This is a genomic window from Asticcacaulis sp. (assembly GCF_047605585.1).
Lineage (GTDB): Bacteria > Pseudomonadota > Alphaproteobacteria > Caulobacterales > Caulobacteraceae > Asticcacaulis.
This window is the reverse complement of sequence record NZ_JASGFK010000003.1, coordinates 571,362-593,136: the sequence shown is the minus strand read 5'-3', so window position 1 is coordinate 593,136 and position 21,775 is coordinate 571,362. Positions and strand designations below refer to the sequence as shown.

Here is a 21,775-nt window from a genome sequence, read left to right as displayed (position 1 = left end):
GTGCGTCGTGACGCACTTGCCGGACTTTGATGTCCGGAACCTAATGCCGGTTTAGCTCAGATGGTAGAGCAGTTGTTTTGTAAACATCAGGTCGCGGGTTCGATTCCTGCAACCGGCACCACCTCCCCGGCAGTTATTCACAAATTTATGACCTTGGTAAATTTAGTCTTTACTAAAAGACTTTTGAAACCATTTAGCGATTAGCCTAGACTCTTCCGCGAACGGGGCGGGATTCGTTATCGATTTTTTACTTCCGCAGGCGCAGAGGGCAAGGCGCTGGGAAGCTGACTGGTTTGTACGCTTATGACCGCAACGCATCAAAATCCGGCCATTCTGACCCGCCGCTCCACCCTCGGCCTGCTGCTGGCGGGCCTGGCAGGGAATGCGGCCGCGCCGGCCCTGATACGCACGATCGAAAAGCCCGCGGCGATCCCTGCTCTGCAAAAGAAAGTGCTGGCGCCGCCGCAGTTCGACTGGCCCGAACTTTCCGCCATCGCCCAGGGCATGGTCGACCGCCAGTTGACGCCGGGCCTGAGTCTGAGCGTGATGAGCGCCGGCGCCCTGCTCTATTCCCAGGGCTTTGGCCTCGCCAGCATTGAAAACAGCAAGGTCGTCAGCCCTCAGACCGAATTCCGCGTCGGTTCGATCACCAAGCAGTTCACCGCCGCCGCCATACTGCTGCTTGGCGAGAACGGCTTGCTAACGCTCAACGATCCGCTGGCCAAATTCCTGCCAGCCTTCCCGCGCGCCGCCGATATCACCCTGCGCCAGTTGCTCAGCCATACATCCGGCATGGGCGATTACATCAATGGCCAGACCGACAGCATACTGACCGAAGCCCAGACGCACGACTACACCGCCGATCAGCTGCTTTCGATCATCAGCGCCCGCCAGCCACTTTACCGGGCACAGCCCGGCGCCACCTGGCTTTACAGCAACAGCGCCTTTACCCTGCTCAGCATCATTGTGGAGCGCCTGTCCGGCATGGCCTTCGCCGACTTCTGCTCGCTGCACCTGTTCGCGCCCGCCGGCCTGACCCAGACCTCGATCGACAAGACCGCCAATACAACCGCCGTCTGCAGCGGTTATCGTCCGAATTTCCGTGCGCCAACTAAGTACGACCTGACCTTGCCGATTTCGCCGAGCTTCGCCGGCGGCGCCGGGGCCATCCGTTCCACGACCGAGGACCTCTGCCTGTGGCATGGCGCTCTGCTCGACGGCCGGGTGCTGAAACCGGAAAGCCTGAAGGCCATGCTGACCCCGACCCTGCTGAAAAACGGCAAGCCGGCCTATGAGCGCCAGGGCGCCGACCCGCTGGAATACGGCCTCGGCCAGGGCCTGGGCGAAATGAACAACCTAAAGATGGCGGCGCATGGCGGCCGCATCAATGGCTTTACCGGCCACCTGCGCAGCTTCACCGACAGCAAGCTGACCGTGGCCATCCTCTATAATAGTGATGGCGGCGGCGCTCCTGGCTTCTCCGAGGTACAGCGCAAGCTGAAAACCGAGGCCAGCCGTCTGGGTCTCGAACATCTTGGCCTCGTGTAGAGCGTCGTAAAACCTTTAAACTCTGCTCCTATACCTGACATGGCGCCGGTGTGCGCCTGAGGGTGTGCGCGCCATGATGACAGCCTATTACCGCGACCAGGATGTGCTGAAGACCGCCCTGCTGGCCCGCGTGAAGGAAAATCACGGCGACATCCTGACCCGATCGGTATGGATCGATCTTCAGAACCCGGTGCCCGAGGAAGAGCGCTATCTCAGGGACCATCTCGCCATCGCTATCCCGTCACGGGCGGAAATCTGGCGCAACCAGGCGCTCAACCGGCTCTACACCGAAAGCGGCACCACCTTCATGACGGCCGCGATCCTGCACAAGATCAATTCCGCCCATCCGAAGACCAGCGCGGTCACTTTCATCCTGACCGACCGCTGCCTGGTGACCATTCGCCATATTGCCCCCACCTCCTTCAGCCATTTCCAGCAGCGCCTGCTCAATCACCCTGAGGCCTTCCAGTCCGGTCCCGAAGTGATGGAGGGCCTGATGCAAGAGATGTTCATGCGCGTGGCCTGGCACATGGAAATGCTGGTGGATGGTCTGGACGACCTGTCACGGCGCATATTCGACGACCATGCCTTTGAGAACAAGCAGGGCAATCCGTCCATCGTCATGCGTCGGGTCCTGCAGAAACTCGGCGGGCTGAACGACCTGAACTCCAAGATTCACGAAAGCCTGCAGAGCCTGGAACGCATGCTGATCTTCTTCCGCAAGGCAGCGCGTACCGATCAGGTTGAGCTGAAGGAAGACCTCGACCTGCTGATCCTCGATGCCGATGCCCTGCTCAACCAGACGAACTTCCTGTCGGACAAGATCAACTTCCAGCTCGATGCGGCGCTCGGCATGATCAATGTCGAGCAGAACCTGATCTCGAAGATCTTCTCGATAGTGGCGGTCTTCTTCCTGCCGCCCACCTTGATTTCCAGCATCTACGGCATGAACTTCGCCCACATGCCGGAACTGCACTGGCAGATCGGCTACCCTGTGGCATTAGGTCTTATGGTGGCGGTCTCGAGCCTGACCTATATTCATTTCAAGCGTCAGGGCTGGCTGTAAGCAAGTTTCATATCCTATTTTTACAAACCGGCGTGGCAGACTACCCTTATTGGAGGAACATTCCCATGGCCGATACCGTCTATCATCTCTTCGACAACAATACGGGCGAGGAAATCTACCTGTCGAACGACTTCAGGTTCCTCGACGTGCCGCAGCCCGAGCATCGCATCAATGATGAAAACATGCGCGACCGATTTGGCGGCCCGGCTGTCGTCAACCGTGTCGAAACCGCAGCCGACGGCTCGATCAACCTCTATGTCGATGGTTCGGAAGAACGCACCAACAGCGACAACCAGGACAGCGACCAGTCATATCGCCGATCCTGACCGCCAACAGGCCTCACTCAGCCGCGACTGGCACCTTTGCGTCCATATGACTCATATCGCGGCAAGACTGGGCGCAGCGCCGGCAAATCTCAGCACAGCGTTTCATCTCGTCGCAATCGAAGCTGTCACAGGATGCAGCACAGGCCTCGCAGATTTCCGCGCAGGCCATACATTCGGCCATATGGTGCGCTGAGTCACGCACCATGAAGTCGGCGGACGTCTGGCAGGCCTGGATACAGTCGGTCATCAGCAGGGCATGATCGTGCGCCACATGGTCGCCGCCCTGATCGAGGCAATGGTTATAGAAGGTGTCCTGGCAGGTATTGCGGCATTGCCAGCAGAGTTCGATGCAAACCTTCATTTGCTCGGGCAGGTTTCGCATGGCGGGTCTCCTCTTTAAAAGCCCAGCCCCCTACATCAGTGCATTAAAACCCGGTCCGCGTGAAATTACACGGCTAAATCAATGCATAAACATAAGCACCCAATAAGCGTATCAAGTCAGCGTCATCAGGCCGCGCGCAGCAGCCTTATTCCTACCTCGTCGTCCAGCAGCCTGAGCGCGGGCATATCGGGCAGCATGGGGCGCAACTGCGCCAGCGAGGCCGGCTTGACCATATAGCCGGCCGCCCCCAGGGCCCGTGCGCGCGCCAGGTCCTGATCGTAGGTCGAGCCCGTGCACATGACCACCGAAATATGCTTCAGCGCGGGATCGCGGCGCAGGGCTTCGAGCAGTTCGAAGCCATCCATGCCCGGCATATTGATATCCACCAGCAGCAGATCGATGCTTTCGCCCCGGTGGGCGGCGGCCTGCAGAACGGACAGGGCCTCTTTAGCGCCATTGGCGACCAGCAGGTTGAACTGCAGCCGATCGCGGACCTGCAGGTAGACGCGCGTCAGTTCGACATCCGCCCTGCGATCATCGATCAGCAGCACATTGGCGATTCGTTCCGCAGGTGCTTCCGTCATTCGCCTGTTCCCGAGTTTCAATACGCCGGCATGGCCGTACGTCCTGCCCCTACGTCACGTCAATATATTACTGACATTGTGCAACCAATTGAAAACACTTATTCGAGAGATATGAACAAGGTCTTTTCCTGTTGATCAGGTTTTACGACTGAGGGTGTTTTGCAACAGGTCTGCGGCATCTGGTCACCCGGCCCAATTAGCCATATGCCGTAAGGGTATATTCGGACTATGATCCATCCAAGGTTCGATAAACTGGACCGAAGATCATGGAGACCTGTCATGCCCGGTTCACGCGCGTGTTTCCGTATTTTTCTAGCGGCAAGCTTTCTTGTGAGCTGTCTGGCAGCCTGCAATCAAGGCCCAGGAGACTCTGCCCCCAGTGAAGTGCCGGCGTCTGCCCCGATGGACAGCAGTGCGTCGTCATAACGCGGTCTGAAATTATATTTGCGAGCACGCCTGAAACTGGCCTAGAAAAGCCGTGTAAAGCCACAGGGGCCAGTCATGACCAGAACTCTTTTTCTCCTCATAAGCGCAGGATTGATACTGAGCGCCTGCAGCCAGAAGGCGGCCGATAACGACGATGCGCCGGACATGATCATGGCGGCCCCACACAGCTATAGTGCCGAAGAAAAAGCCACCATACAGGCCACCTTCCCCGCCCCTTACAACACCGCCGATCTGGCCGCCGGTGAAATACAGTTCAACAAGTGCCGCGCCTGCCACTCCGTCGGTCCAGATAAGATGAATCTGGTCGGTCCGCACCTCTATGGCGTTTTCGGTCGCAAGTCCGGCACGGAGCCCGGCTACACCTTCTCCGAAGCCATGACGGCCCATAATGTGACCTGGGATTTCGACACGCTGGACGCCTATCTGGCCGCTCCCCAGGCGGTCGTCAAGGGCACCAAGATGAGCTACCAGGGTATTCCGAAGGAGACAGATCGCCATAACCTGATTGCCTGGCTCAAGATGGAAACTACGCCCTATGCGCCATCGGCGGGCGCTGCCGACTCAGCTTCCAGCGCGCCTTAAAAGGTTTTCCAAACACTGACGACCAGGGCCTTCGCCGCCGGCACATCACGACCGGCCGTTGTCTGCCGCCAGCCGACCTGAACGCTTGTGCGCTGCTGCGGCCCGAAACGGCGCACCACGCTGAACTCACTATTGGCCCAGGTGGCACGCCCCCAGCTTTCCCTATCGGTCTGGCCGGCAAAGACCTGCGCCATCACCATCCATTTCGGCGACGGCTTTATGCCGATCGTGGCATCGACGCGCCATTGACTGGCTTCGTACTGACGCAGATGGCGGGCCGCTTGGAGATCTATGAAGGCCGGCTTGCCGAGTAGCTTGAAATTCCGGCCAGCATAGGCGCGCAGGTCGTAATCCGTACCGCCTCTGCCGCTGATATCGACATCGCTGCGCTTGCCCTTACCAAGCCCTTCGACGCTGGCACCTAGGGCAAAGACGGAATCCCTGGTGCGTTTCACTGTCCAGCGCGCGCCAAGTTCAACTGAACTTAAACCTGAAAAACTTTCATCGTCAGTAACATAATCACGATAATTCACCTTGGCCGTCAGGTCCAACCGCTCTGTCACACCCTGGTCAATATAGACGGAAGTCTCATCGCTTTTCCATGTATTGAATGCCTGGGTTTTGCTGCCGGACGCATCAAAGGCATCGTCGGCATGACCTGGTTCGTAGCTGATGATGACCTGTGTATCGCCCTTCCCCTGAGGCCAGGCACCGGCATGCGCCAAGCACGGCACGGCCATACCGATGACCAGCACGGCCAGTCGCAGCCAGTTCAACATGTTCCCCCCCTTTGGCATACCCCGAAGGCATCACTTAACCAAAGAATGGTAAAACTGGCAATATGCCACCAGAAGGAGAATTCAGGCTGGCCTTACAAAGACCCGCCCTTCATATATCCGCTCAATGACCACGCGGTCATCGGCTGTCAATGCGCCCTCACCGCCGGCGCCAAGGACCGCAGGCCATTCGACACCATCGAACACCACGCGGCCGGTGCGCTCCCCGCCCGCCACCGGTTCGAAACCACTCAGCACCCTGGCCTGTTTGCCAACCATACGGCGATGCGGGTCATTCACATCCGGGCTGTGACTACTCACCTTGAGGAAGCGAGGCGTCATGGCGCCCAACACGCCACTGAGAATGGCGAAGGTCAGGGCCTGGAGGAAAACGCCGAATGGCAGGCCGGTCAGGCAGATCACCGCTACGACACCGGCTGAAGCCGCCGCCCATAGCAGCCACTGCGTACCGAGAAAGACTTCCACGCCCAGCAGAAGCAGGCCAAAGATGAACCACAGCCAGAAGGCGTTCAACCCCATTGGCCCCATCAACAGTATCGCGTTCATATCCATGCGCCCCTCCCTATGCTTTCTTCGCCGGCGCCTTGGGCGGCGCATCTGCCCCCAGCGTCTTGATCAATTCGGATACGCCACCGACCATGCCCGCCAGGGATGACATGTCTGCCGGCATGATCAGGGTCTTGCTGTTGTTCGATTCGGCGAACTTGCCAAAGGCCTCGACATATTTCTGCGCCACGAAGTAATTGATGGCGTTGATATCGCCTTTGGAAATCGCCTGAGACACCATGTCGGTCGCCTTGGCTTCGGCTTCGGCGGCGCGTTCCCGCGCTTCGGCATCACGGAAAGCGGCCTCGCGGCGTCCTTCCGCTTCCAGCACGGCTGATTGTTTGGAGCCCTCGGCACGGGCGATCGCCGCCTGTTTCTCGCCGTCGGCCTCTATGATCAGGGCCCGCCGTTCGCGCTCGGCCTTCATCTGACGGGCCATCGAATCCGTTATGTCATGAGGCGGCTTCAAATCTTTGATTTCAATGCGGTTTACCTTCACGCCCCACGGGCTGGTGGCATGGTCAATGACGTTCAGCAGCCTTGAATTAATGGCATCGCGCTGGGAGAGCACCTCATCCAGTTCCATGGCGCCCACCACGGTGCGCAGATTGGTCATGGCCAGCTGGGTGATCGCATTGTCAAGATTATCGACACGATAGGCTGCCAGCGCCGCGTCTATAACCTGTGTAAAAACAATGCCATCTACCTTGACGTTCACGTTGTCCTTGGTGATGACATCCTGCTGCGGCACATCGAAAACGCGCTCCATCATATTGACCTTGCGGCCAATGGCCTCAACGAATGGCGTCAGGAAGGCAATGCCCGGCTTCAGCGTGCGCGTATAGCGTCCGAAATTCTCGATCGTATATTCGTAACCCTGCGGCACGATCTTGACGATGCTGAACAGCAGCATAACGCCCAGAACGATGATCACGAAGCTCAAGGGACCGAATATGGAAATGGATTGCAGCAATTTGGGCCTCCCCCTTTATATGACGCCGTAACAATATCCGGCGGCAGTATACAGGGGGAGCGCGTCACGCCCTAGTCAAATCGGCGTGCCAGAAGTCAGGCGACCTCGGCGTCGGCTTCCGTGCGTCCCTGGTCGAGATGCAGCAGGCCGGCGACCGTATCGATCAGGGTTTCCATGATGATCGGTTTAGCGATGTGCGCGTCCATGCCGGCAGCATGACAGGCCTCGATCTGGTCGTGCATGGCATCCGCGGTCAGGGCGACTATAGGCACATGCTGGCCTTCCGGCTCTTGCGAGCGGAAGATGCGCGTAGCCTCCAGCCCGCCAAGGCGCGGCATGTTGAGATCCATCAGCACCAGATCATAACGCGACATGTCGAGATCGAGCGCTTCCTGACCATCCACTGCCTCGGTGATGATAAAGCCGAAAGGCTCCAGGAACAGACGCGCCACCTTGCGGTTGACCGGATGATCATCGACCAGAAGGATGTGCATGCCCGGCAGGTCGGCATTTTCATCATGCTTGGGCTGAGCCTTGATTTCAACAGGTGCCTCCACCTTGGTGGCGGCGGTCGCTTCACCGGCCTCGAAGGTCATGACAAAGGAAGACCCGACGTCTTCCTCGCTGGTCACGGTCAGGGTCCCCCCCATCAGTTCCGCCAGGCGACGGCTGATGTTCAGCCCCAAGCCACTACCGCCATATTTGCGCGCAGTCATGGCTTCGGCCTGGCTAAAGGCCTCGAACAGCTTGTCGAGAGTCGCCTTGCTCATGCCGATCCCGGTGTCTTTCACCTCGATCCGGACACGATAGCCGCCTTCCTGGTGCTTAATGGCAGAGGCCATGATGCGGACCGTGCCTTTTTCTGTAAATTTCAAGGCGTTAGATACAAGATTTGACAGACACTGGTAAACGCGCAGGACGTCGAACGTCATGGGCAGGGTGCCGCTTTCGCCCAGTTCGTAACGTAGCATGACATCCTTGCCGTCCAGCAGGGAGCCATAGGTGTTGATCACGCGTTCGATCATTTCCTTCAGCGTGGAAGGTGTCGGCGCCAGTTCTATCTTGCCAGCTTCGATGCGTGACATATCCAGAACGTCATTCAGCAGCGCCATAAGAGTCTGACCGGAGTCGACAAGCACGTCCACCTGCTCTTTCTGAGTGTCATTCAGGTCTTCCTTTTTGAGCGCCTGGGCCATGCCGAGTACGCCGTTGAGCGGCGTACGCAATTCATGGCTCATAACGGCGAGGAAACGCGATTTCGCCGTATTGGCGGCTTCGGCGTGCTCATGCGCCTCACGCAGGCGCCATTGCATGCGCCGCATACGCAGCACCCAAAAAGCCCCGCCGGCCAGAATAACCAGCAACAGCAATCCGATCAGACCAGCTGCGCCCAGAAGCAGATGTCCCATCTCGACCTGCTTGACCAGCAGCCGGCTTTCAGCCGTCTGGCTGTCCAGTTCTTTGCGCAGGGCCTTGTACATATCCTTAACGGCGAAGACCTGACGCTCTTGTGCCTGCTTGTCGTAAGCCAGCACCCATTCCCCCAGATCACGGAAACCGGCGGACGAATCTCCTTTGGCCGTCTTTAAATAGGCTTCGACATAGGTCTCAAACGTCAGGTCGCGCGCATAAATGTTTTCGGGAACATTCCTCAATTTGGCGAGATAAAACTCGGTGCGTTCGACATTGAACATTCGCGCGTATGCTTTTGTAATAGAACGCAAATTTACGGCATCAAAGGTCGTTACAATCGTACCTTTCATGGCTGAAGAATTTTTCAGGCAGTCAATAACCGCCTGATCATTTCCAGCGCGGTTTTGAACGGTTGCACACAGTTCTTCATCAAGCAGTTTTAAGTCTGCAACGTTATATTTGCGAACATAACTTGAATAAAGCGCCTGCAAACGCTGGGCCAGTACAATGTCGTTATCCTGCGCGGCGAAGAAGGCCAGATCATAAAGCATATCCATTTTCTGCAGAAAAAAAGCATTGCTTTGTGATAGACGCACCATGGAAAGCGCATGGTCGGCGTATGAATCGTAATCGCCCACCTTGGTCATGCTATAGGCCAGGTTTTGCTGCGCCACGCTGAGCAAACCTTCCGCGGGCTTCCCCTCTCCGCGCACACGAACGATCAGGTTTTCCCCCATATCGATCGCTTCGGCCCATTGCGTCATATATTGCAGTTGTCTTTCGCGCTCCAGTGCCACGATGTTCTGCAGAGCGTGGTCCGGCAAGGTGAGATAGGTATTCCACTCACGCTCACTCAGAACCGAATAGCCATTGATTTCATTCTGGTAAGCCTGGAACATGAAACGCGCCAGGAGGTCGAGATTTGGATCGTTGTCTTTACGGGCTGTTTCAACAATGCGCGCATGCCAATAGTTTATCTTGGCTTCATTCTGATTGATCTTGTAAGCATACAACACACGCCACAGCGCATAAACGCGCTCATCACCCGACATGGCCAGTGCCGATTGTCCGTAGCGATCAATTTCATTTTGATCGTAAGTGTATGGTGTCGAGGAAACGACTTCATACACTTTCATCAACTTCTGATGATAATCCTCAGACGGGTTTGTGGGCGAAGAAACAGCTTGCGACCATGCCGGCATTGCCACCAGCAAACCGGCAGCAAAAAATGCGCACACAAGGCCGGCCCACTGCCTCATATGCTTATTCTTCGAGCATGTTTTTGAGCGCCCCATGACGGCTCCCGTTGATCAGAACCGTCACCTTACCGATAAAGACTTAGCATTCACTTAAGTGCGAAAAACTTCAAATAATGCAAGTCAAAACACAAAACGGGTAAGGCATAGCCTTACCCGTTTGCAATTTTTAGCAACCGCTAGAAAGCGCCAGCAATTACATGCAGGACGCGCGAGCCGGATTGCAGGCCGGCGGAACAGCGCCAGCGTTGGTGGCGACGAAGGTGGCGCCGGCAGCGATGGCCATGACAGTCACGGCAACAACAAACTTCTTCATGAACGAACTCCAAAAAATGCACCAAGACGACCTGGACACAGTCTGGAGTTCCTCTGATCGCTCAGCGAAATACAGCCTTGCCCAATACGGATTCACAAAGCGGATTTTAACCGTTTATTACCGTTAATGGACATTAACCACAAAAGCGAAGTTCGCACAAGACGCGAAATTACCGCAAGATGTGATTTTTGAAGATTTTTCGAATTGTGGATAAAACCGCGCCCTGAAAGACACAGTGTTTTTCAGCTACCCGTTTGCGTTTTCCAATGCGCGGCCCGTCTCAGCACGTCGCGCAAATCCGCCTTTACAACCAATGACATAGCCCGATCGATCGTTACAAAAATGACATCATCCGCATCATCCCCCGCAACCGGTTCTCCGGCAAGATATTCCGCCGCATAGTCGATCAGGACGTAATGAAAGTGGGGCTCAATAATCTCGTAAACGGCGAGTAGTTCACCTATCTTCGCCTTCACTGCCGTTTCCTCAAACAATTCACGCAGGGCGGCGTCATGCAGGCTCTCTCCGCGCATGACCTTGCCGCCAGGGATCGACCACTCGCCCTGGCGCGGCGCCTGCCCCCGCCGGATCAGCAAAACCTCGTCACCGCGCCAGCAAACCACGCCAACCGCCGGGATCGGATATAAGTCAGGTGACCCGCCAAACTGATCCGATTGATTAGGTTTTGTGTCTTGCACTTCCGGGCTCTCTCGCTTAACGCAACGCGAACGCCCACCTTAGCCAGAGTCTTTTCCATGTCCACGCCTGCCTTTGCCGAAGCTCCCGCCGTCTCGCCCGAAGTGATCGCGCAGATCAAGGCCGTGGTAGGTGACGCCGGCTGGAGCGAAGACCCGATGCGCGTCGATCCCAAGCTGACGGAATGGCGCGGCAAGTGGAAAGGCCGCACTCCCCTGCTCGTCCTGCCGAAATCGACCGAGGAAGTCGCGGCGGTCGTCAAAATCTGTTATGACAACAATGTCGCCATCACCCCGCAGGGCGGCAATACCGGCCTGGTCGGCGGGCAGATCCCGTTCGGTGAAATCCTGATTTCGCTGGAGCGCATGAAGACCATCCGCGACGTGGCCCCCACCGATGACACCATGGTGCTGGAATCCGGCCTCACCCTGCTCGAAGCCCAGCAGATCGCCGAAAAGGCCGGCCGCTACTTCCCGCTCTCTCTGGCAGCCGAGGGTACAGCGACGGTCGGTGGCGTGATTTCGACCAATGCCGGTGGCACGGCTGTCCTGCGCTACGGTGTGACGCGCGACCTGGTGTCCGGCCTTGAAGTCGTGTTGCCCAATGGTGAGATTTTCCATGGCCTGAAACGGCTGCGCAAGGACAATACCGGCTACGACCTGAAGCATCTCTTCATCGGCGCCGAAGGCACGCTCGGCATCATCACCGCTGCATCGCTCAAGCTGTTCCCGATCATGAATTCGCGCTCGACCGCCATTGTCGCCTTTGACAGCGCGCAAAAAGCCATCGACCTACTGGTCCGTGCCAAGCAGGAAACCGGCGGCCAGGTCGAGGCCTTCGAGCTGATGGGCCGGTATGGCCTTTCACTGGTGCTGAAGCACATTCCCGATACGCGCGAGCCCCTGGGCGACGAATATCCCTGGTACGCTCTGATCGAGGTGGCCTCCGGCGATCCGGAAGGTGCGGCCTCATCGATGGAACGTCTGCTGGAAGCGGCTTTCGAAGAAGAGCTGGTGCTGGACGCCGTCATCGCCCAGAATGAAACCCAGGCCGCTGAGTTCTGGCGCCTGCGCGAGGATCACTCCGCTGCCGAAAAGGCCGAGGGCGCCGCCTGGAAGCACGATATTTCCGTCCCGCTCTCCCGCATGGCCGAATATATGGAAGAGGGCAAGAAGGCAATCGAGGCCTTCCTGCCGGGCGCGCGCCTGGTGGCCTTTGGCCATGTCGGCGACGGTAATGTCCACTTCAACGTCATCGTGCCGGAAGGCATGGACGCCGAGGAATTCAACGCCATGCGCGACGCCGGCGCCAAGGTGGTCCACGATCTGGTGCACGAATATGAAGGCTCGATCTCAGCCGAGCACGGCCTTGGCCGTATGAAGACGGATGAAGCCCGGCTCTACAAGGATCCGGTCTCCGTGGCCGCCATGCAGGCCGTGCGCGCTTCTCTTGATCCAAAACGGATAATGAACCCGCACGTATTATTCTAAACGCTACTCACGAACGTGAACGACAAACTGCCTGTCGGCATACAAGCGCTTCCAACCCGGCATGTGATCCATGGTCGTAGCGGCCCCCGTGTCAGCTCGCAGCAGGGTCCAGCGGATACGATAGTCAGCCAGTGTTTTTTCGAGTGTGGCCTGGTCAGGACTGACGGCGCGGTTATAGCTCGCGAAGAAATCCGCCCCGTACATGTCGGTGCGGCCATCGATAAACGGCCGCACACCCTTCCAGATCAGGTAGCCGCCCGTGTCATAATGATTGAGCACCGGCTGGGCGCGTAAATCTGCCGGCACCGCCGCCAGTGCGGCCACCGGTGTATTGGCCGTGCGCGGCTCGGCGATCGGCAGGGCCACGCGCAGGCCGGACAAGGCGATAACGGCAATACCAGTCAGCACCAGCGCCATATGGCTCGATTTCACCTGGCCCGGCGTGCCATTGATCGATCCGCTAAAGGTCCGTCCCAGTGGCTCGGCCAGCAGCAATACGCCAAGCACGCCCAGTACCATTTCCTGACGGGAATGTTTGAAGGTCAGGTGAACCAGGGCCAGCAGGATCACCAGACGCAGCAGCGGCACTTCGGCGCGCTGGCGCACAATGACGAACACCGCACCCAGGATACCGATCTCCAGCGGCGACAATTTGGAGAAATCGGCGGCCGCCCATTCCGTCACACCAGCGATCCCCGGCATGATCAGCAGCTTCACCGGAAACAGCAGGCCTTCGAAGCCATGCGGCGTAATCAGGGCAGCCACCAGCGCCATCAGACCGAAACCACCCCATTGGATCATCGCAGTCCGGCGCCCATCAACAGGCGCCGCCAGCCAGGCTTCCAGCGCAAAGGGCGCCAGCAGGCACAGGCCGAACAGGAAACTGCCGTGCATATTGTCCCACAGGACCATGACCGGGATCAGCCACCAGCCGGGACCGCGGTTATCGGCGCGCGCCTCGACCAGTTCGCCACACCACGCCGCCAGCAGGGGCAGGATCAGAATATGCGGACGCATCAGGAAGTGTGGCCCGATCAGGCTCAAGCCCAGCATGACGGTTAGCCACAGCGCCATACCGCCAAGCCAACGCGCTGCCACCCTGGCCACGATCCAGGTCGTCAGACCAGCGGCGCCGGCTGTCAGAACAGCCAGGCTCGACCAACCGGCCAGACGAAACACGATAGCCATGAAGACTTCGCTCAGCCATTCATGCATCAGCCACGGCTTGCCGGCAAAGCTGAAAGAAAACGGATCGGTATGCGGGACGGCATGGTGATCGATGATCCAGTTGCCGGCCGCCAGATGCCAGAAGGTATCGCCATCATTGAACATCTGCGGCGCCCACAGAAGCGCGGCAAACACGGCCAGCCCCATGATCAGGGGCTGCGAAGGCAGGATCGATTTCAGTTTCATGCGGTGATCATCGGGCGAAGATAGCGTCGATGGCGGCCTGGGCATCCTCGGCGCCGTCATCCTTGGCGCGGATCAGGTCCTGCATGGTCTTCAACATGTCGTGCATGGTGAAGGGCTTGGGCAGGAGGGCATCGGCACCCGCAGCCTTGGCCGCCGCCAGGACGTGCACCGCCGTGATGGTCGCATCCACGCCTTCCGACATGGCGACGACCTTGCAATGGCTGAATTCGCTCTTGATCTGCGCCGTCCCTTCGATGCCGCCGATGCCGGGAATGAGCACGGCCGTCAGCACGATATCGATCAGACCAAGATTGTGATCGAAGAAGGCGTCTTCGACATTAGAGGCATAAGAGACCTTGTAGCCCACCTGCTTCAGCACCCGGCAGACATCGTTGCGCAGGTCTTCGTCGTCTTCGATGACCAGCACATTGTGGTCCTTCGAGCGCGCGCGGTGATAGGCATTGGTATCGGCCAGCAACCCCTTCAACTTGTCGGTATTAAAGGGCTTAGGGAGGACGAAGTCCGCGCCGGCGATGCGCGCCTGATTCATGGCGGCGGTGATGGCCGTGCCGCGTCCGCCACCATCCGACATGATGGCCAGCGGCGCATCCTGAGCTTCGCCGCGGATCTGGTCGATATGATCGATGGTCGCGCCGCCCACGTCATAGGCATCGAACAGCAGCAGGTGAAAACGGCTGCCCTTGAGCATCCGCATCGCCATTTTCTGATCGAAACTAAGAACCGAGGTCCACTTCTGCTGATGCAGCATCGAGGCAATGCGCTGCGCCATATCACGGTTCTGATCCATAATAAGAACGCTGCCTTGACTCATCCGGGACCTTTTAATGCGACGACTTTATATTTGTTGTGAATATCTAAGTAAAAATACCTTAAAATCTCAATAACGGCGCACCACGACTTGGTCCTTAAAAAAGACGCGGCATAATAGTAACGGTAATACTTTGAAGGCCTTAAACCGCAAGGCACTTTTCACTGATCAGGGCTTCCATCAGGCCGGTCAGATCGGCGGACGTGAATGGCTTGGGTAGCAAGGCGTCGGCGCCCATGTATCGCGCGGCAGACAAGGCCTGGTCATTGTTCAGACGGTTCTCGGCGCCACCCGACATGGCAATGATGGCCACCTCCGGCCAGGTCGACTTGATGATCTGTATGCCCTTGATCCCCCCCATGCCGGGCATGAAGATATCGGTCAGCACAACATCGACATGGGCGATATCGACGCGCTCAAAAGCCTCTTCCATCGAACGCGCCTCGCTGATGCGATAGCCTTCATGCGCCAGGGCCGTTGTTGTCAGCTTACGAACTACCCGGCAGTCATCGACAACCAGCACATGTTTGGGCCGGACAGGCGCCCGGCGCATCCTGATGGATTCATCAAGGATGATCGCCAGGTCTTCCGGCGCGAAGGGCTTGGGCAGGACAAAATCGGCCTGGGCGCGGCGCGCGGCATTGAGGGTCGCGTTCAACGCCGTACCGTATGTGCCACCAGCCGTCATCATGGCCACGGGCACGCCATCGGCCAGGGCGCGGATTTCCGGCAGACAGTTCAGTGTATTGTCGTCACCAACATAGACATCCAGCAAAAGCAGATCGACCCGTGAGGCCCTGAGCTGCTGAAAAGCCATCCGGTGATCGAAGTTAAGTACGGCAGACCAGTTCAGGGCTGCCAGCATGCGCGAGATCAACTGCGCCTGTATGCGGCTGTCTTCCAGAACGAGTACGGTGCCTGCGGAAACCGACATGAATTTTCCCCTGTTTTCGGTCAAACGCCAACGCGCCGACGCCGGGGAACATCCGGCACCGGTTACAGAGTACGCTTTTATGCAACAGGAACGCGGACTTGCCTCTCTGCCGGCTCTCTTGTTTCGCCATTCTTGTACAGAAGGGCGAACATCCTTATTGTGGCCGGAACAGACACCTTACACCGCAAAGCTTAAATATTCCGTTCATGCTGACTCTCCTGTCCCCCGCCAAATCGCTCGACCTGACGCCGTTCGCCAGCGCCCTGCCCGTCACAGAGCCGCGCTTTATCGAACAAACGGAGACATTGCTGAAGACGCTGAAGCGTCTGAAGGCGAAGGATATCGGCGCGCTGATGGATATCTCCGCAACGCTCAGTCAGCTGAATTACGAGCGTTACCAGGGGTTCGAGGACCAGACACCAGGCGCGGCCGCCTTCATGTTCGACGGCGATGTCTATACCGGCCTTGAGGCACGGACTCTGGACGCCGACGGGCAAGCCTGGGCGCAGGATCATATCCGCATTCTCTCCGGACTTTACGGAGTGCTGCGACCGCTTGACCTGATCAGGCCCTACCGTCTGGAAATGGGCTCGCAGCTGAAAACCGGCCGCGCCAGGTCGCTCTATGCGTTCTGGGGCGATACGCTGGCGAAAAGCCTGAACGACGAACTGAAGACACAGGGCGACGATATCCTCGTCAACCTGGCCAGCACCGAATATTCGCGCGCCGCCCTGACCAAGATGCTGAAGGCTCAGGTGATCAGCCCGCGCTTTCTGGAGATCAAGGGGAACGAGGCGAAGATCGTCTCCTTCTTTGCCAAGAAGGCGCGCGGCCTGATGGCGCGGTACATGATTGACAACCGCGTCGATCGCATCGATGGCCTGAAGGATTTCAAGGTCGCCGGTTATGAATTCCGCGCCGATCTATCCAAAGACAGCGACTGGGTCTTCACTCGCCCGCAGCCCGAACTGGTGACGAAGACAAAGAAGGCAGCCTAGCCGACAAACCCCGCCGCGCGCCTGATACGATCATTGATCGCTTCTCCTATGCCTTCATCCGGTATGGGGGCAATTTCGATCACGGACGGCTTGAGGCGGTCGGCTTCGCGCAAGGCCCGAAACAGATTGGCCGCCGCTTCGTGCAGGTCGCGGCCGGCACTCAACTGGATCACCGGCCCGGCATGCGCTGCGGGACCAAAAGCCAGATAGGCCGCACCGGCGGATGGCATATCAATATTGATTTTCACCGGTGCATCCGGCGCATAATGCAGGGTCAGCCGTCCGGGTGAACGATGGCCTTCGACCTCATCGGCCGCCAGTGAGCCAATGACGGCTTCAACCTGCTGGCGCGTCACGGCACCGGCACGCAGATAACGTGCCTCATTCAGCAGACTGACAACGGTTGATTCCACGCCAACCGGGCAATCGCCGCCATCCGGCGATGCCTGCACGAAAGCACCGGTTTCTTCAAAAGCGTCAGCTTGGGTGGTCGGGCTGGGGCGTCCGGAGCGATTGGCTGAAGGCGCCACCACCCCACCACCAAAATCGCGCAAAATATCCAGCGCCATGGCGTGTGCCGGCATCCGCAACGCCACACTGTCAAGGCCAGCCCGCGCCAAATCACAGGCCAGCCCGGCATCCCGCACCGGCACAACCAGAGTCAGCGGCCCTGGCCAGAAGGCTTTGGCCAGGGCAAGAGCGCGGTCATCGAAAACACCGATCCGTTCTGCCAGAGCCGTGTCAGCGACATGCACGATCAGGGGGTTGAAACGCGGCCGTCCCTTGGCCTCGAAAACCTTGATGACCGCTTCCGGATCATCGGCACGTGCCCCCAGCCCATAGACCGTTTCCGTCGGCAGGTGGATCAACCCACCGGCCTGCAGGGCGCTTACCGCCGCCTCAACAGCACTCACTTCGACGCCTTGGCTTTCAGGTTGATCTTTACAGTGACTTTCGCCGGCACCGAGTCCGTCTTGGCCCAGTCGCCCGTGCCGACACCGAAGGCCGTGCGATCGAGATCGACCGTGCCGGCCATGGTGGCGATGCCCGATTTGATATTGAGCGTGAACGGCAAGCTAAGCGGTTTGGTCGTGCCGTGCAGGGTCAGCTTGCCCTTGGCGACAAAATGGGTGGCGTCCGTTTTGGTGAAACTTGACGCCTCATAAATCGCCTTGGGCGTAGCGGTGACATTGAAGAAGGCATCGCTTTTCAGCGTGCCGTCCCGGTCGCCATCGCCGGAATTGACCGAGGCGAGATCGATCGTGACCTTGACGTGCGATTTATCGAGTTGCTCCGGATCGAAGGCAATAGTGGCTGCATAAGAAGTAAATCCACCATTGATCGCTTCCCCGGAAAAGGTGGTAGCGAAGGCAATAGTGGTGGCTGATTTATCAACCGTCCAAGTGGTGATGGTTGCTGTTTCAGACGTCGAACTTGAGGCAGCTTCCGACGCAGCCTCAGAAGATACCGTCTCTGACGAGGCGCTGTCGGCGGCGGCGGCGTCCGGCGGCGGGGGCGCTTCCTTGCCTTCGTTCAGAGGCGTGCCGCGGTAGATGCCGAAACCCACGGCGATGGCCAGACCGACCACGCCGATCGGCAACAGCCAGCGATAGTTCAGTATGGGACGCGGCTTCAGCCCCGGCACCATATGCTCAATCACTTCGTCCTTATCGATGAACTGGTGTTTCAGCGCCGCCAGCACATGCAGCGGAATCATGACGTAGAAGATCAGCTTGGCCAGCAAGCCATGCACCGTCTCGAAACTCTCATGCATTTCATGGGTTTGCGGTACCGGCAGGTGCGGCCACGGAATACCGAAAAACGGAATTTCGCGCGCCGAGGTCGAAACCATCAGCCAGCCTGACAGCGGCAGGGCGATCATGACGACATAGAAGCCGAGGTGAAGCGCCTTGGCCGCCAGGGCCTGCCATTTCGGCATCGGCGGTTCTGGCGGCGCCTTATAGGCCAGACGCAGACCTATGCGCACAAGTGTAAGCAGAATGATGAGAATGCCAATGGATTTGTGCAGGTTCGCCCGATTGAACAGCATCGTGTCCTTGTCGTCGAAACGCCAGCCCAGAAAAACCATCGTCAGGATCAGGAAGGCCATCAGCCAGTGAATATAACGGCTGTAACGATTATAACTGGTCGGGGTCAGGTCTGTCATGGTGGCCACTCTCCTCAGATATGCCCTGCATACACCACCTGTCATAAGGGGTCATGCAAAAACAATTGCAATAGTCACGATTACATTTAATTCAAAGTTGACGTTCGCGTAAATTAAACTTGCGACCCTGTTTTCATCGTCATACAGTGGCCGGAAAAGACAGGGAGTCGCCAATGACCTACCGCCCCAGCCTCAAGGATATCACCTTCTGCCTCGATCATGTAATCGGCATGTCGGACAGTTATGGCCACGCGGCTTTTCCGGATTTTGACGCCGATCTGCGTGATGCCGTACTGGAAGCCGCCGGCCAGTTGGCCGGTGATGTATTGGGACCGCTGAATCGCGCCGGCGATCTGGGCGGCACCAAACTGGCAGGGGATCGGGTTGTGATTGCGCCGGGTTTCCTGGAAGCCATTAAGACCTATGCCGAAGGCGGCTGGTATGGACTGGCGGCCGATCCGGCCTATGGCGGGCAAGGCCTGCCGAAGATGCTCGAACAGGCCTGTTTCGACATGTTCCACGGCGCCAACATGGCCTTCACCTTGTTGCCGACCCTGAGCCAGGGCGCGATCGAGGCCATTCATGAACACGGCACTCAAGGCCAGAAAGACCTCTTCCTGCCCAAGCTGATCGCCGGCGAATGGTCGGGCACCATGAACCTGACCGAGCCCGGCGCCGGGTCCGATCTCGCCGCCCTGACCACAAAGGCCGAACCGAACGGCGACGGCACCTATGCCATCAGCGGCCAGAAGATCTTCATCACCTGGGGTGAGCATGACGGGGCGGAAAACATCATCCACCTGGTGCTGGCACGCCTGCCCGACGCGCCGAAAGGCACGCGCGGCATTTCCCTCTTCCTGTGCCCGAAATACCTGATCGATGCAGATGGCGGCATAGGGGCGCGCAACAGCGTCAAATGCGTCGGGCTGGAGCACAAGCTCGGCATCCACGCTTCGCCCACCTGCGTCATGTCGTTCGAGGGCGCGCAGGCCGAACTGATCGGAGCGCCCAATGGCGGGCTGGCCGCCATGTTCACCATGATGAATGCCGCCCGTCTCGCCGTTGGTTTCGAGGGCGTAGGTCTGGCCGATGCCGCCTGGCAGAAGGCGCAGAGCTATGCGCTGGAACGCCGTCAGGGCAAATCCCTGATCACCGGCCAGGACTATGCCCCGATTATTGATCATCCCGATGTGCGCCTGATGCTGGCCGTAATGAAGGCCAAGGTCGAGGCAGCGCGCGGCATCTGCCTGCTGACCGCCTCGGCCATTGATGCCGTCAAACGCGGTGACAATGTCGAGCGCCAGAAGCGTCGCGAGGACTTCCTCGTCCCCATCGCCAAGGCCTGGAGCACCGACCGCGCCGTCGAAGTCGCCTCCACAGGCGTACAGGTGCATGGCGGCATGGGTTTCATCGAAGAAACCGGCGCCGCGCAATATTACCGCGACGCGCGTATCGCACCGATCTACGAGGGCACCAACGGCATCCAGGCCGCCGATCTGGTCGGCCGCAAGCTGGGCAGCGACGGCATCGCTGCGAAAGAACTGGAATCCGATATAAAAGCCTTTCTGGACAGTGGTTTGCCGGAAAATTTCAAAGCGGATTGTGAAGCATTGAAGCAGGCCCTGGCGGCTTTTTCAGCGGCCACCGACCATCTGCTGGCACAGAAACCGGCGTCCCCGCTTGACGTCGCCACCGCCGCCACGACCTATCTGACGCTTTGCGGCGATCTGGTCGGCGGATGGCTATTGCTGAAGGGCGCGGTGGCCGCGCATAACCAACTGGACAGCGGCGACAAGGCCTGGCTGAGCGACCGTATCAAGCTGATGCGCGTCTTCTTCGCCCATGTGCTGAGCCATGCGCCGGCCCATCTAGCGGCCATTCGTTCAGGCTATGCCGTACTGGATGGCCTGACTCTCAGCCTCGATTAGTTCGCCGTCTTGTCATCCGGCGTGACCTGCGTGCCGCCCTCGCCTTCGGACGGCTTAGCGGCCTGACCGGCGGAGCTGGTGATGCGGCGCGTCATGTCCTGGGTATCGGTGGTGGCGCCGCCCGGCAGACGCATCGGCGCCGGGGCGGCCGGCTTCAGGCTGGCCACCGGATTGATCCCCGCGCCCTGCGCCTTCAGCATCAGGTTGATGGTTTCGCGCACGAAGACCGCATCCGTCACCACGCCCAGTTCCAGGCGCTGATTGTCATCCTCGACCTGCTTGATCAGCACGCCGGCAATAAAGGTATGGCCCTTGCCTTCCTGCGAGGTCATGAAGACCGGCCCGCCGGAATTACCAGGCACGGCGGTCAAGTCGATCAGGAAGGTCGGATAGGAATCGGAGGGCGCCACCGGCCACGAGGCCAGCCGTCCGGCGCGCAGGATCGGGAAACCGGCCACATTGGCGGAAAGCCCGTGCGGATAACCCAGGGTCATCATCTCGTCACCGGCGGCGACGCGTTCAGCGGCGAAGGTGGCGTCATCGGCCAGCCAGGCGGCCGGAATGGCAGAATCGCGCAGGCCTTCGGGCACATCGACCGGAATGACGGCAATATCCTGCGATGGGTGCTGATACCAGACGGGGCCGGTAGCCGTGCGAATGGTCATGTTGGAAGGCACGTAACTCCAGTTGCCCTGCACGCCCTGCACGCGCCAGCCAATGCGCACATCGGCGGCTGGCATCTTCTCGAAAACGTGGGCGGCGGTGACCAGAACGACCTCGCTCTTGCCGTCGGCCCTGGGGACGGACACCAGAAATCCGGTGCCGACCATCCGCTTGGAATCGCTGATCGGCTGATCGATCTGCACGGTCGCCTTGATCAGGGCTACGGTCAGGTCAACATCCATCATCAGCTTTTCCCCCCAAAAACCTAAAATCACAGCCGAAGCCATTTGACGGCATTTACCGAATGGGTCAATCCTCTACCCCAACCGTGCGCCGTCTCGTCGCTGAAACAATCTGTCAGGTGAACTTGGATATGAAAAGCCACCTTGATCGCAGAAATTTCATTTTGACGACCCTGGGT

Annotated in this window: 20 protein-coding genes and 1 tRNA gene; 8 read left to right on the top strand and 13 right to left on the bottom strand. The window is 58.7% G+C overall.

Annotation, left to right across the window (positions count from 1 at the left end; all coding sequences use genetic code 11):
• Positions 1-45 precede the first annotated feature (45 nt).
• From QM647_RS11870 to QM647_RS11855, 4 genes are all read left to right on the top strand, one after another.
• A tRNA-Thr gene (locus QM647_RS11870) sits at positions 46-121 on the top strand.
• A gap of 182 nt (positions 122-303) precedes the next feature.
• Entirely contained in the window at positions 304-1,548 is a 1,245-nt protein-coding gene (locus QM647_RS11865) for a serine hydrolase domain-containing protein (protein ID WP_414995719.1), read from the top strand.
• Positions 1,549-1,621: 73 nt separating this feature from the next.
• On the top strand, positions 1,622-2,614 hold the full coding sequence (locus QM647_RS11860) for a magnesium transporter CorA family protein (protein WP_414995718.1): 993 nt from the start codon (positions 1,622-1,624) through the stop codon (positions 2,612-2,614).
• A 65-nt stretch (positions 2,615-2,679) separates the two neighbouring features.
• Positions 2,680-2,940, top strand: coding sequence for a hypothetical protein (locus QM647_RS11855; RefSeq protein ID WP_414995717.1), 261 nt, complete (start codon positions 2,680-2,682; stop codon positions 2,938-2,940).
• Between the two features lie 13 nt (positions 2,941-2,953).
• Here QM647_RS11855 and QM647_RS11850 read toward each other — a convergent pair whose 3' ends face one another.
• Together QM647_RS11850 and QM647_RS11845 are read right to left on the bottom strand one after the other, a co-directional pair.
• Positions 2,954-3,322 carry a four-helix bundle copper-binding protein gene (locus tag QM647_RS11850; RefSeq protein ID WP_414995716.1) on the bottom strand — a complete coding sequence of 123 codons (369 nt, stop codon included), beginning with the start codon at positions 3,320-3,322 and terminating at the stop codon, positions 2,954-2,956.
• Positions 3,323-3,447: 125 nt separating this feature from the next.
• A complete protein-coding gene (locus QM647_RS11845) occupies positions 3,448-3,906 on the bottom strand; it encodes a response regulator (RefSeq protein ID WP_414995715.1) in 459 nt (152 codons plus the stop codon).
• A gap of 501 nt (positions 3,907-4,407) precedes the next feature.
• On the opposite strand from QM647_RS11845, the gene QM647_RS11840 reads away from it, so the two are divergent.
• The gene (locus QM647_RS11840) at positions 4,408-4,935 is read left to right on the top strand and encodes a c-type cytochrome (protein WP_414995714.1); all 528 of its coding nucleotides are present in this window, start codon (positions 4,408-4,410) and stop codon (positions 4,933-4,935) included.
• Here the strand turns inward: QM647_RS11840 and QM647_RS11835 are convergent.
• The 5 genes from QM647_RS11835 to QM647_RS11815 form a co-directional block, all read right to left on the bottom strand.
• Positions 4,932-5,714: a hypothetical protein gene (locus QM647_RS11835; RefSeq protein WP_414995713.1), complete on the bottom strand. Its 783-nt coding sequence runs from the start codon at positions 5,712-5,714 to the stop codon at positions 4,932-4,934. The two genes, QM647_RS11840 and QM647_RS11835, sit on opposite strands and share 4 nt — an antisense overlap.
• An 81-nt stretch (positions 5,715-5,795) precedes the next feature.
• The gene (locus QM647_RS11830) at positions 5,796-6,284 is read right to left on the bottom strand and encodes an NfeD family protein (protein WP_414995712.1); all 489 of its coding nucleotides are present in this window, start codon (positions 6,282-6,284) and stop codon (positions 5,796-5,798) included.
• A gap of 10 nt (positions 6,285-6,294) precedes the next feature.
• Positions 6,295-7,191 (bottom strand): SPFH domain-containing protein, encoded by an 897-nt coding sequence (locus tag QM647_RS11825; RefSeq protein ID WP_414995744.1) that lies wholly within the window; start codon positions 7,189-7,191, stop codon positions 6,295-6,297.
• A gap of 155 nt (positions 7,192-7,346) precedes the next feature.
• Positions 7,347-9,800 (bottom strand): ATP-binding protein, encoded by a 2,454-nt coding sequence (locus QM647_RS11820; RefSeq protein WP_414995711.1) that lies wholly within the window; start codon positions 9,798-9,800, stop codon positions 7,347-7,349.
• Between the two features lie 678 nt (positions 9,801-10,478).
• Positions 10,479-10,934, bottom strand: a complete 456-nt coding sequence (locus tag QM647_RS11815; protein ID WP_414995710.1) for an NUDIX hydrolase — start codon at positions 10,932-10,934, stop codon at positions 10,479-10,481.
• Between the two features lie 57 nt (positions 10,935-10,991).
• Here QM647_RS11815 and QM647_RS11810 point away from each other — a divergent pair, with 57 nt between their 5' ends.
• Positions 10,992-12,422 carry an FAD-binding oxidoreductase gene (locus tag QM647_RS11810; protein WP_414995709.1) on the top strand — a complete coding sequence of 477 codons (1,431 nt, stop codon included), beginning with the start codon at positions 10,992-10,994 and terminating at the stop codon, positions 12,420-12,422.
• A gap of 3 nt (positions 12,423-12,425) precedes the next feature.
• Here QM647_RS11810 and QM647_RS11805 read toward each other — a convergent pair whose 3' ends face one another.
• The 3 genes from QM647_RS11805 to QM647_RS11795 form a co-directional block, all read right to left on the bottom strand.
• On the bottom strand, positions 12,426-13,835 hold the full coding sequence (locus QM647_RS11805; RefSeq protein WP_414995708.1) for a hypothetical protein: 1,410 nt from the start codon (positions 13,833-13,835) through the stop codon (positions 12,426-12,428).
• Positions 13,836-13,842: 7 nt separating this feature from the next.
• Positions 13,843-14,643 (bottom strand): response regulator, encoded by an 801-nt coding sequence (locus QM647_RS11800; protein ID WP_414995707.1) that lies wholly within the window; start codon positions 14,641-14,643, stop codon positions 13,843-13,845.
• Positions 14,644-14,806: 163 nt separating this feature from the next.
• Positions 14,807-15,598 (bottom strand): response regulator, encoded by a 792-nt coding sequence (locus QM647_RS11795; RefSeq protein WP_414995706.1) that lies wholly within the window; start codon positions 15,596-15,598, stop codon positions 14,807-14,809.
• 206 nt (positions 15,599-15,804) lie between these two features.
• On the opposite strand from QM647_RS11795, the gene yaaA reads away from it, so the two are divergent.
• Positions 15,805-16,596 carry a peroxide stress protein YaaA gene (yaaA, locus tag QM647_RS11790; RefSeq protein WP_414995705.1) on the top strand — a complete coding sequence of 264 codons (792 nt, stop codon included), beginning with the start codon at positions 15,805-15,807 and terminating at the stop codon, positions 16,594-16,596.
• Here the strand turns inward: yaaA and QM647_RS11785 are convergent.
• Positions 16,593-17,510, bottom strand: a complete 918-nt coding sequence (locus QM647_RS11785; RefSeq protein ID WP_414995704.1) for an L-threonylcarbamoyladenylate synthase — start codon at positions 17,508-17,510, stop codon at positions 16,593-16,595. The genes yaaA and QM647_RS11785 overlap by 4 nt on opposite strands.
• Positions 17,507-18,763, bottom strand: coding sequence for a YceI family protein (locus QM647_RS11780; RefSeq protein ID WP_414995703.1), 1,257 nt, complete (start codon positions 18,761-18,763; stop codon positions 17,507-17,509). Before QM647_RS11780 ends, QM647_RS11785 begins: the two co-directional genes overlap by 4 nt.
• Positions 18,764-18,936: 173 nt before the next feature.
• Between QM647_RS11780 and QM647_RS11775 the strand changes: the two genes are divergently transcribed.
• Positions 18,937-20,691 (top strand): acyl-CoA dehydrogenase, encoded by a 1,755-nt coding sequence (locus QM647_RS11775; protein WP_414995702.1) that lies wholly within the window; start codon positions 18,937-18,939, stop codon positions 20,689-20,691.
• Here the strand turns inward: QM647_RS11775 and QM647_RS11770 are convergent.
• Positions 20,688-21,599, bottom strand: a complete 912-nt coding sequence (locus QM647_RS11770) for a S1 family peptidase (RefSeq protein ID WP_414995701.1) — start codon at positions 21,597-21,599, stop codon at positions 20,688-20,690. The two genes, QM647_RS11775 and QM647_RS11770, sit on opposite strands and share 4 nt — an antisense overlap.
• Positions 21,600-21,775 lie beyond the last annotated feature (176 nt).

Excerpts from the sequence above, each read along its gene's own strand:
- QM647_RS11850 (WP_414995716.1), bottom strand. The coding sequence starts at position 3,322 with ATGCGAAACCTGCCCGAGCAAATGAAGGTTTGCATCGAACTCTGCTGG.
- QM647_RS11780 (WP_414995703.1), bottom strand. The coding sequence starts at position 18,763 with ATGACAGACCTGACCCCGACCAGTTATAATCGTTACAGCCGTTATATT.
- QM647_RS11810 (WP_414995709.1), top strand. The coding sequence starts at position 10,992 with ATGTCCACGCCTGCCTTTGCCGAAGCTCCCGCCGTCTCGCCCGAAGTG.
- QM647_RS11845 (WP_414995715.1), bottom strand. The coding sequence starts at position 3,906 with ATGACGGAAGCACCTGCGGAACGAATCGCCAATGTGCTGCTGATCGAT.
- QM647_RS11770 (WP_414995701.1), bottom strand. The coding sequence starts at position 21,599 with ATGATGGATGTTGACCTGACCGTAGCCCTGATCAAGGCGACCGTGCAG.
- QM647_RS11800 (WP_414995707.1), bottom strand. The coding sequence starts at position 14,643 with ATGGATCAGAACCGTGATATGGCGCAGCGCATTGCCTCGATGCTGCAT.
- QM647_RS11775 (WP_414995702.1), top strand. The coding sequence starts at position 18,937 with ATGACCTACCGCCCCAGCCTCAAGGATATCACCTTCTGCCTCGATCAT.
- QM647_RS11805 (WP_414995708.1), bottom strand. The coding sequence starts at position 13,835 with ATGAAACTGAAATCGATCCTGCCTTCGCAGCCCCTGATCATGGGGCTG.
- QM647_RS11855 (WP_414995717.1), top strand. The coding sequence starts at position 2,680 with ATGGCCGATACCGTCTATCATCTCTTCGACAACAATACGGGCGAGGAA.
- QM647_RS11835 (WP_414995713.1), bottom strand. The coding sequence starts at position 5,714 with ATGTTGAACTGGCTGCGACTGGCCGTGCTGGTCATCGGTATGGCCGTG.
- QM647_RS11865 (WP_414995719.1), top strand. The coding sequence starts at position 304 with ATGACCGCAACGCATCAAAATCCGGCCATTCTGACCCGCCGCTCCACC.
- QM647_RS11830 (WP_414995712.1), bottom strand. The coding sequence starts at position 6,284 with ATGGATATGAACGCGATACTGTTGATGGGGCCAATGGGGTTGAACGCC.
- QM647_RS11795 (WP_414995706.1), bottom strand. The coding sequence starts at position 15,598 with ATGTCGGTTTCCGCAGGCACCGTACTCGTTCTGGAAGACAGCCGCATA.
- QM647_RS11825 (WP_414995744.1), bottom strand. The coding sequence starts at position 7,191 with ATGCTGCTGTTCAGCATCGTCAAGATCGTGCCGCAGGGTTACGAATAT.
- QM647_RS11840 (WP_414995714.1), top strand. The coding sequence starts at position 4,408 with ATGACCAGAACTCTTTTTCTCCTCATAAGCGCAGGATTGATACTGAGC.
- QM647_RS11820 (WP_414995711.1), bottom strand. The coding sequence starts at position 9,800 with ATGAAAGTGTATGAAGTCGTTTCCTCGACACCATACACTTACGATCAA.
- yaaA (WP_414995705.1), top strand. The coding sequence starts at position 15,805 with ATGCTGACTCTCCTGTCCCCCGCCAAATCGCTCGACCTGACGCCGTTC.
- QM647_RS11860 (WP_414995718.1), top strand. The coding sequence starts at position 1,622 with ATGATGACAGCCTATTACCGCGACCAGGATGTGCTGAAGACCGCCCTG.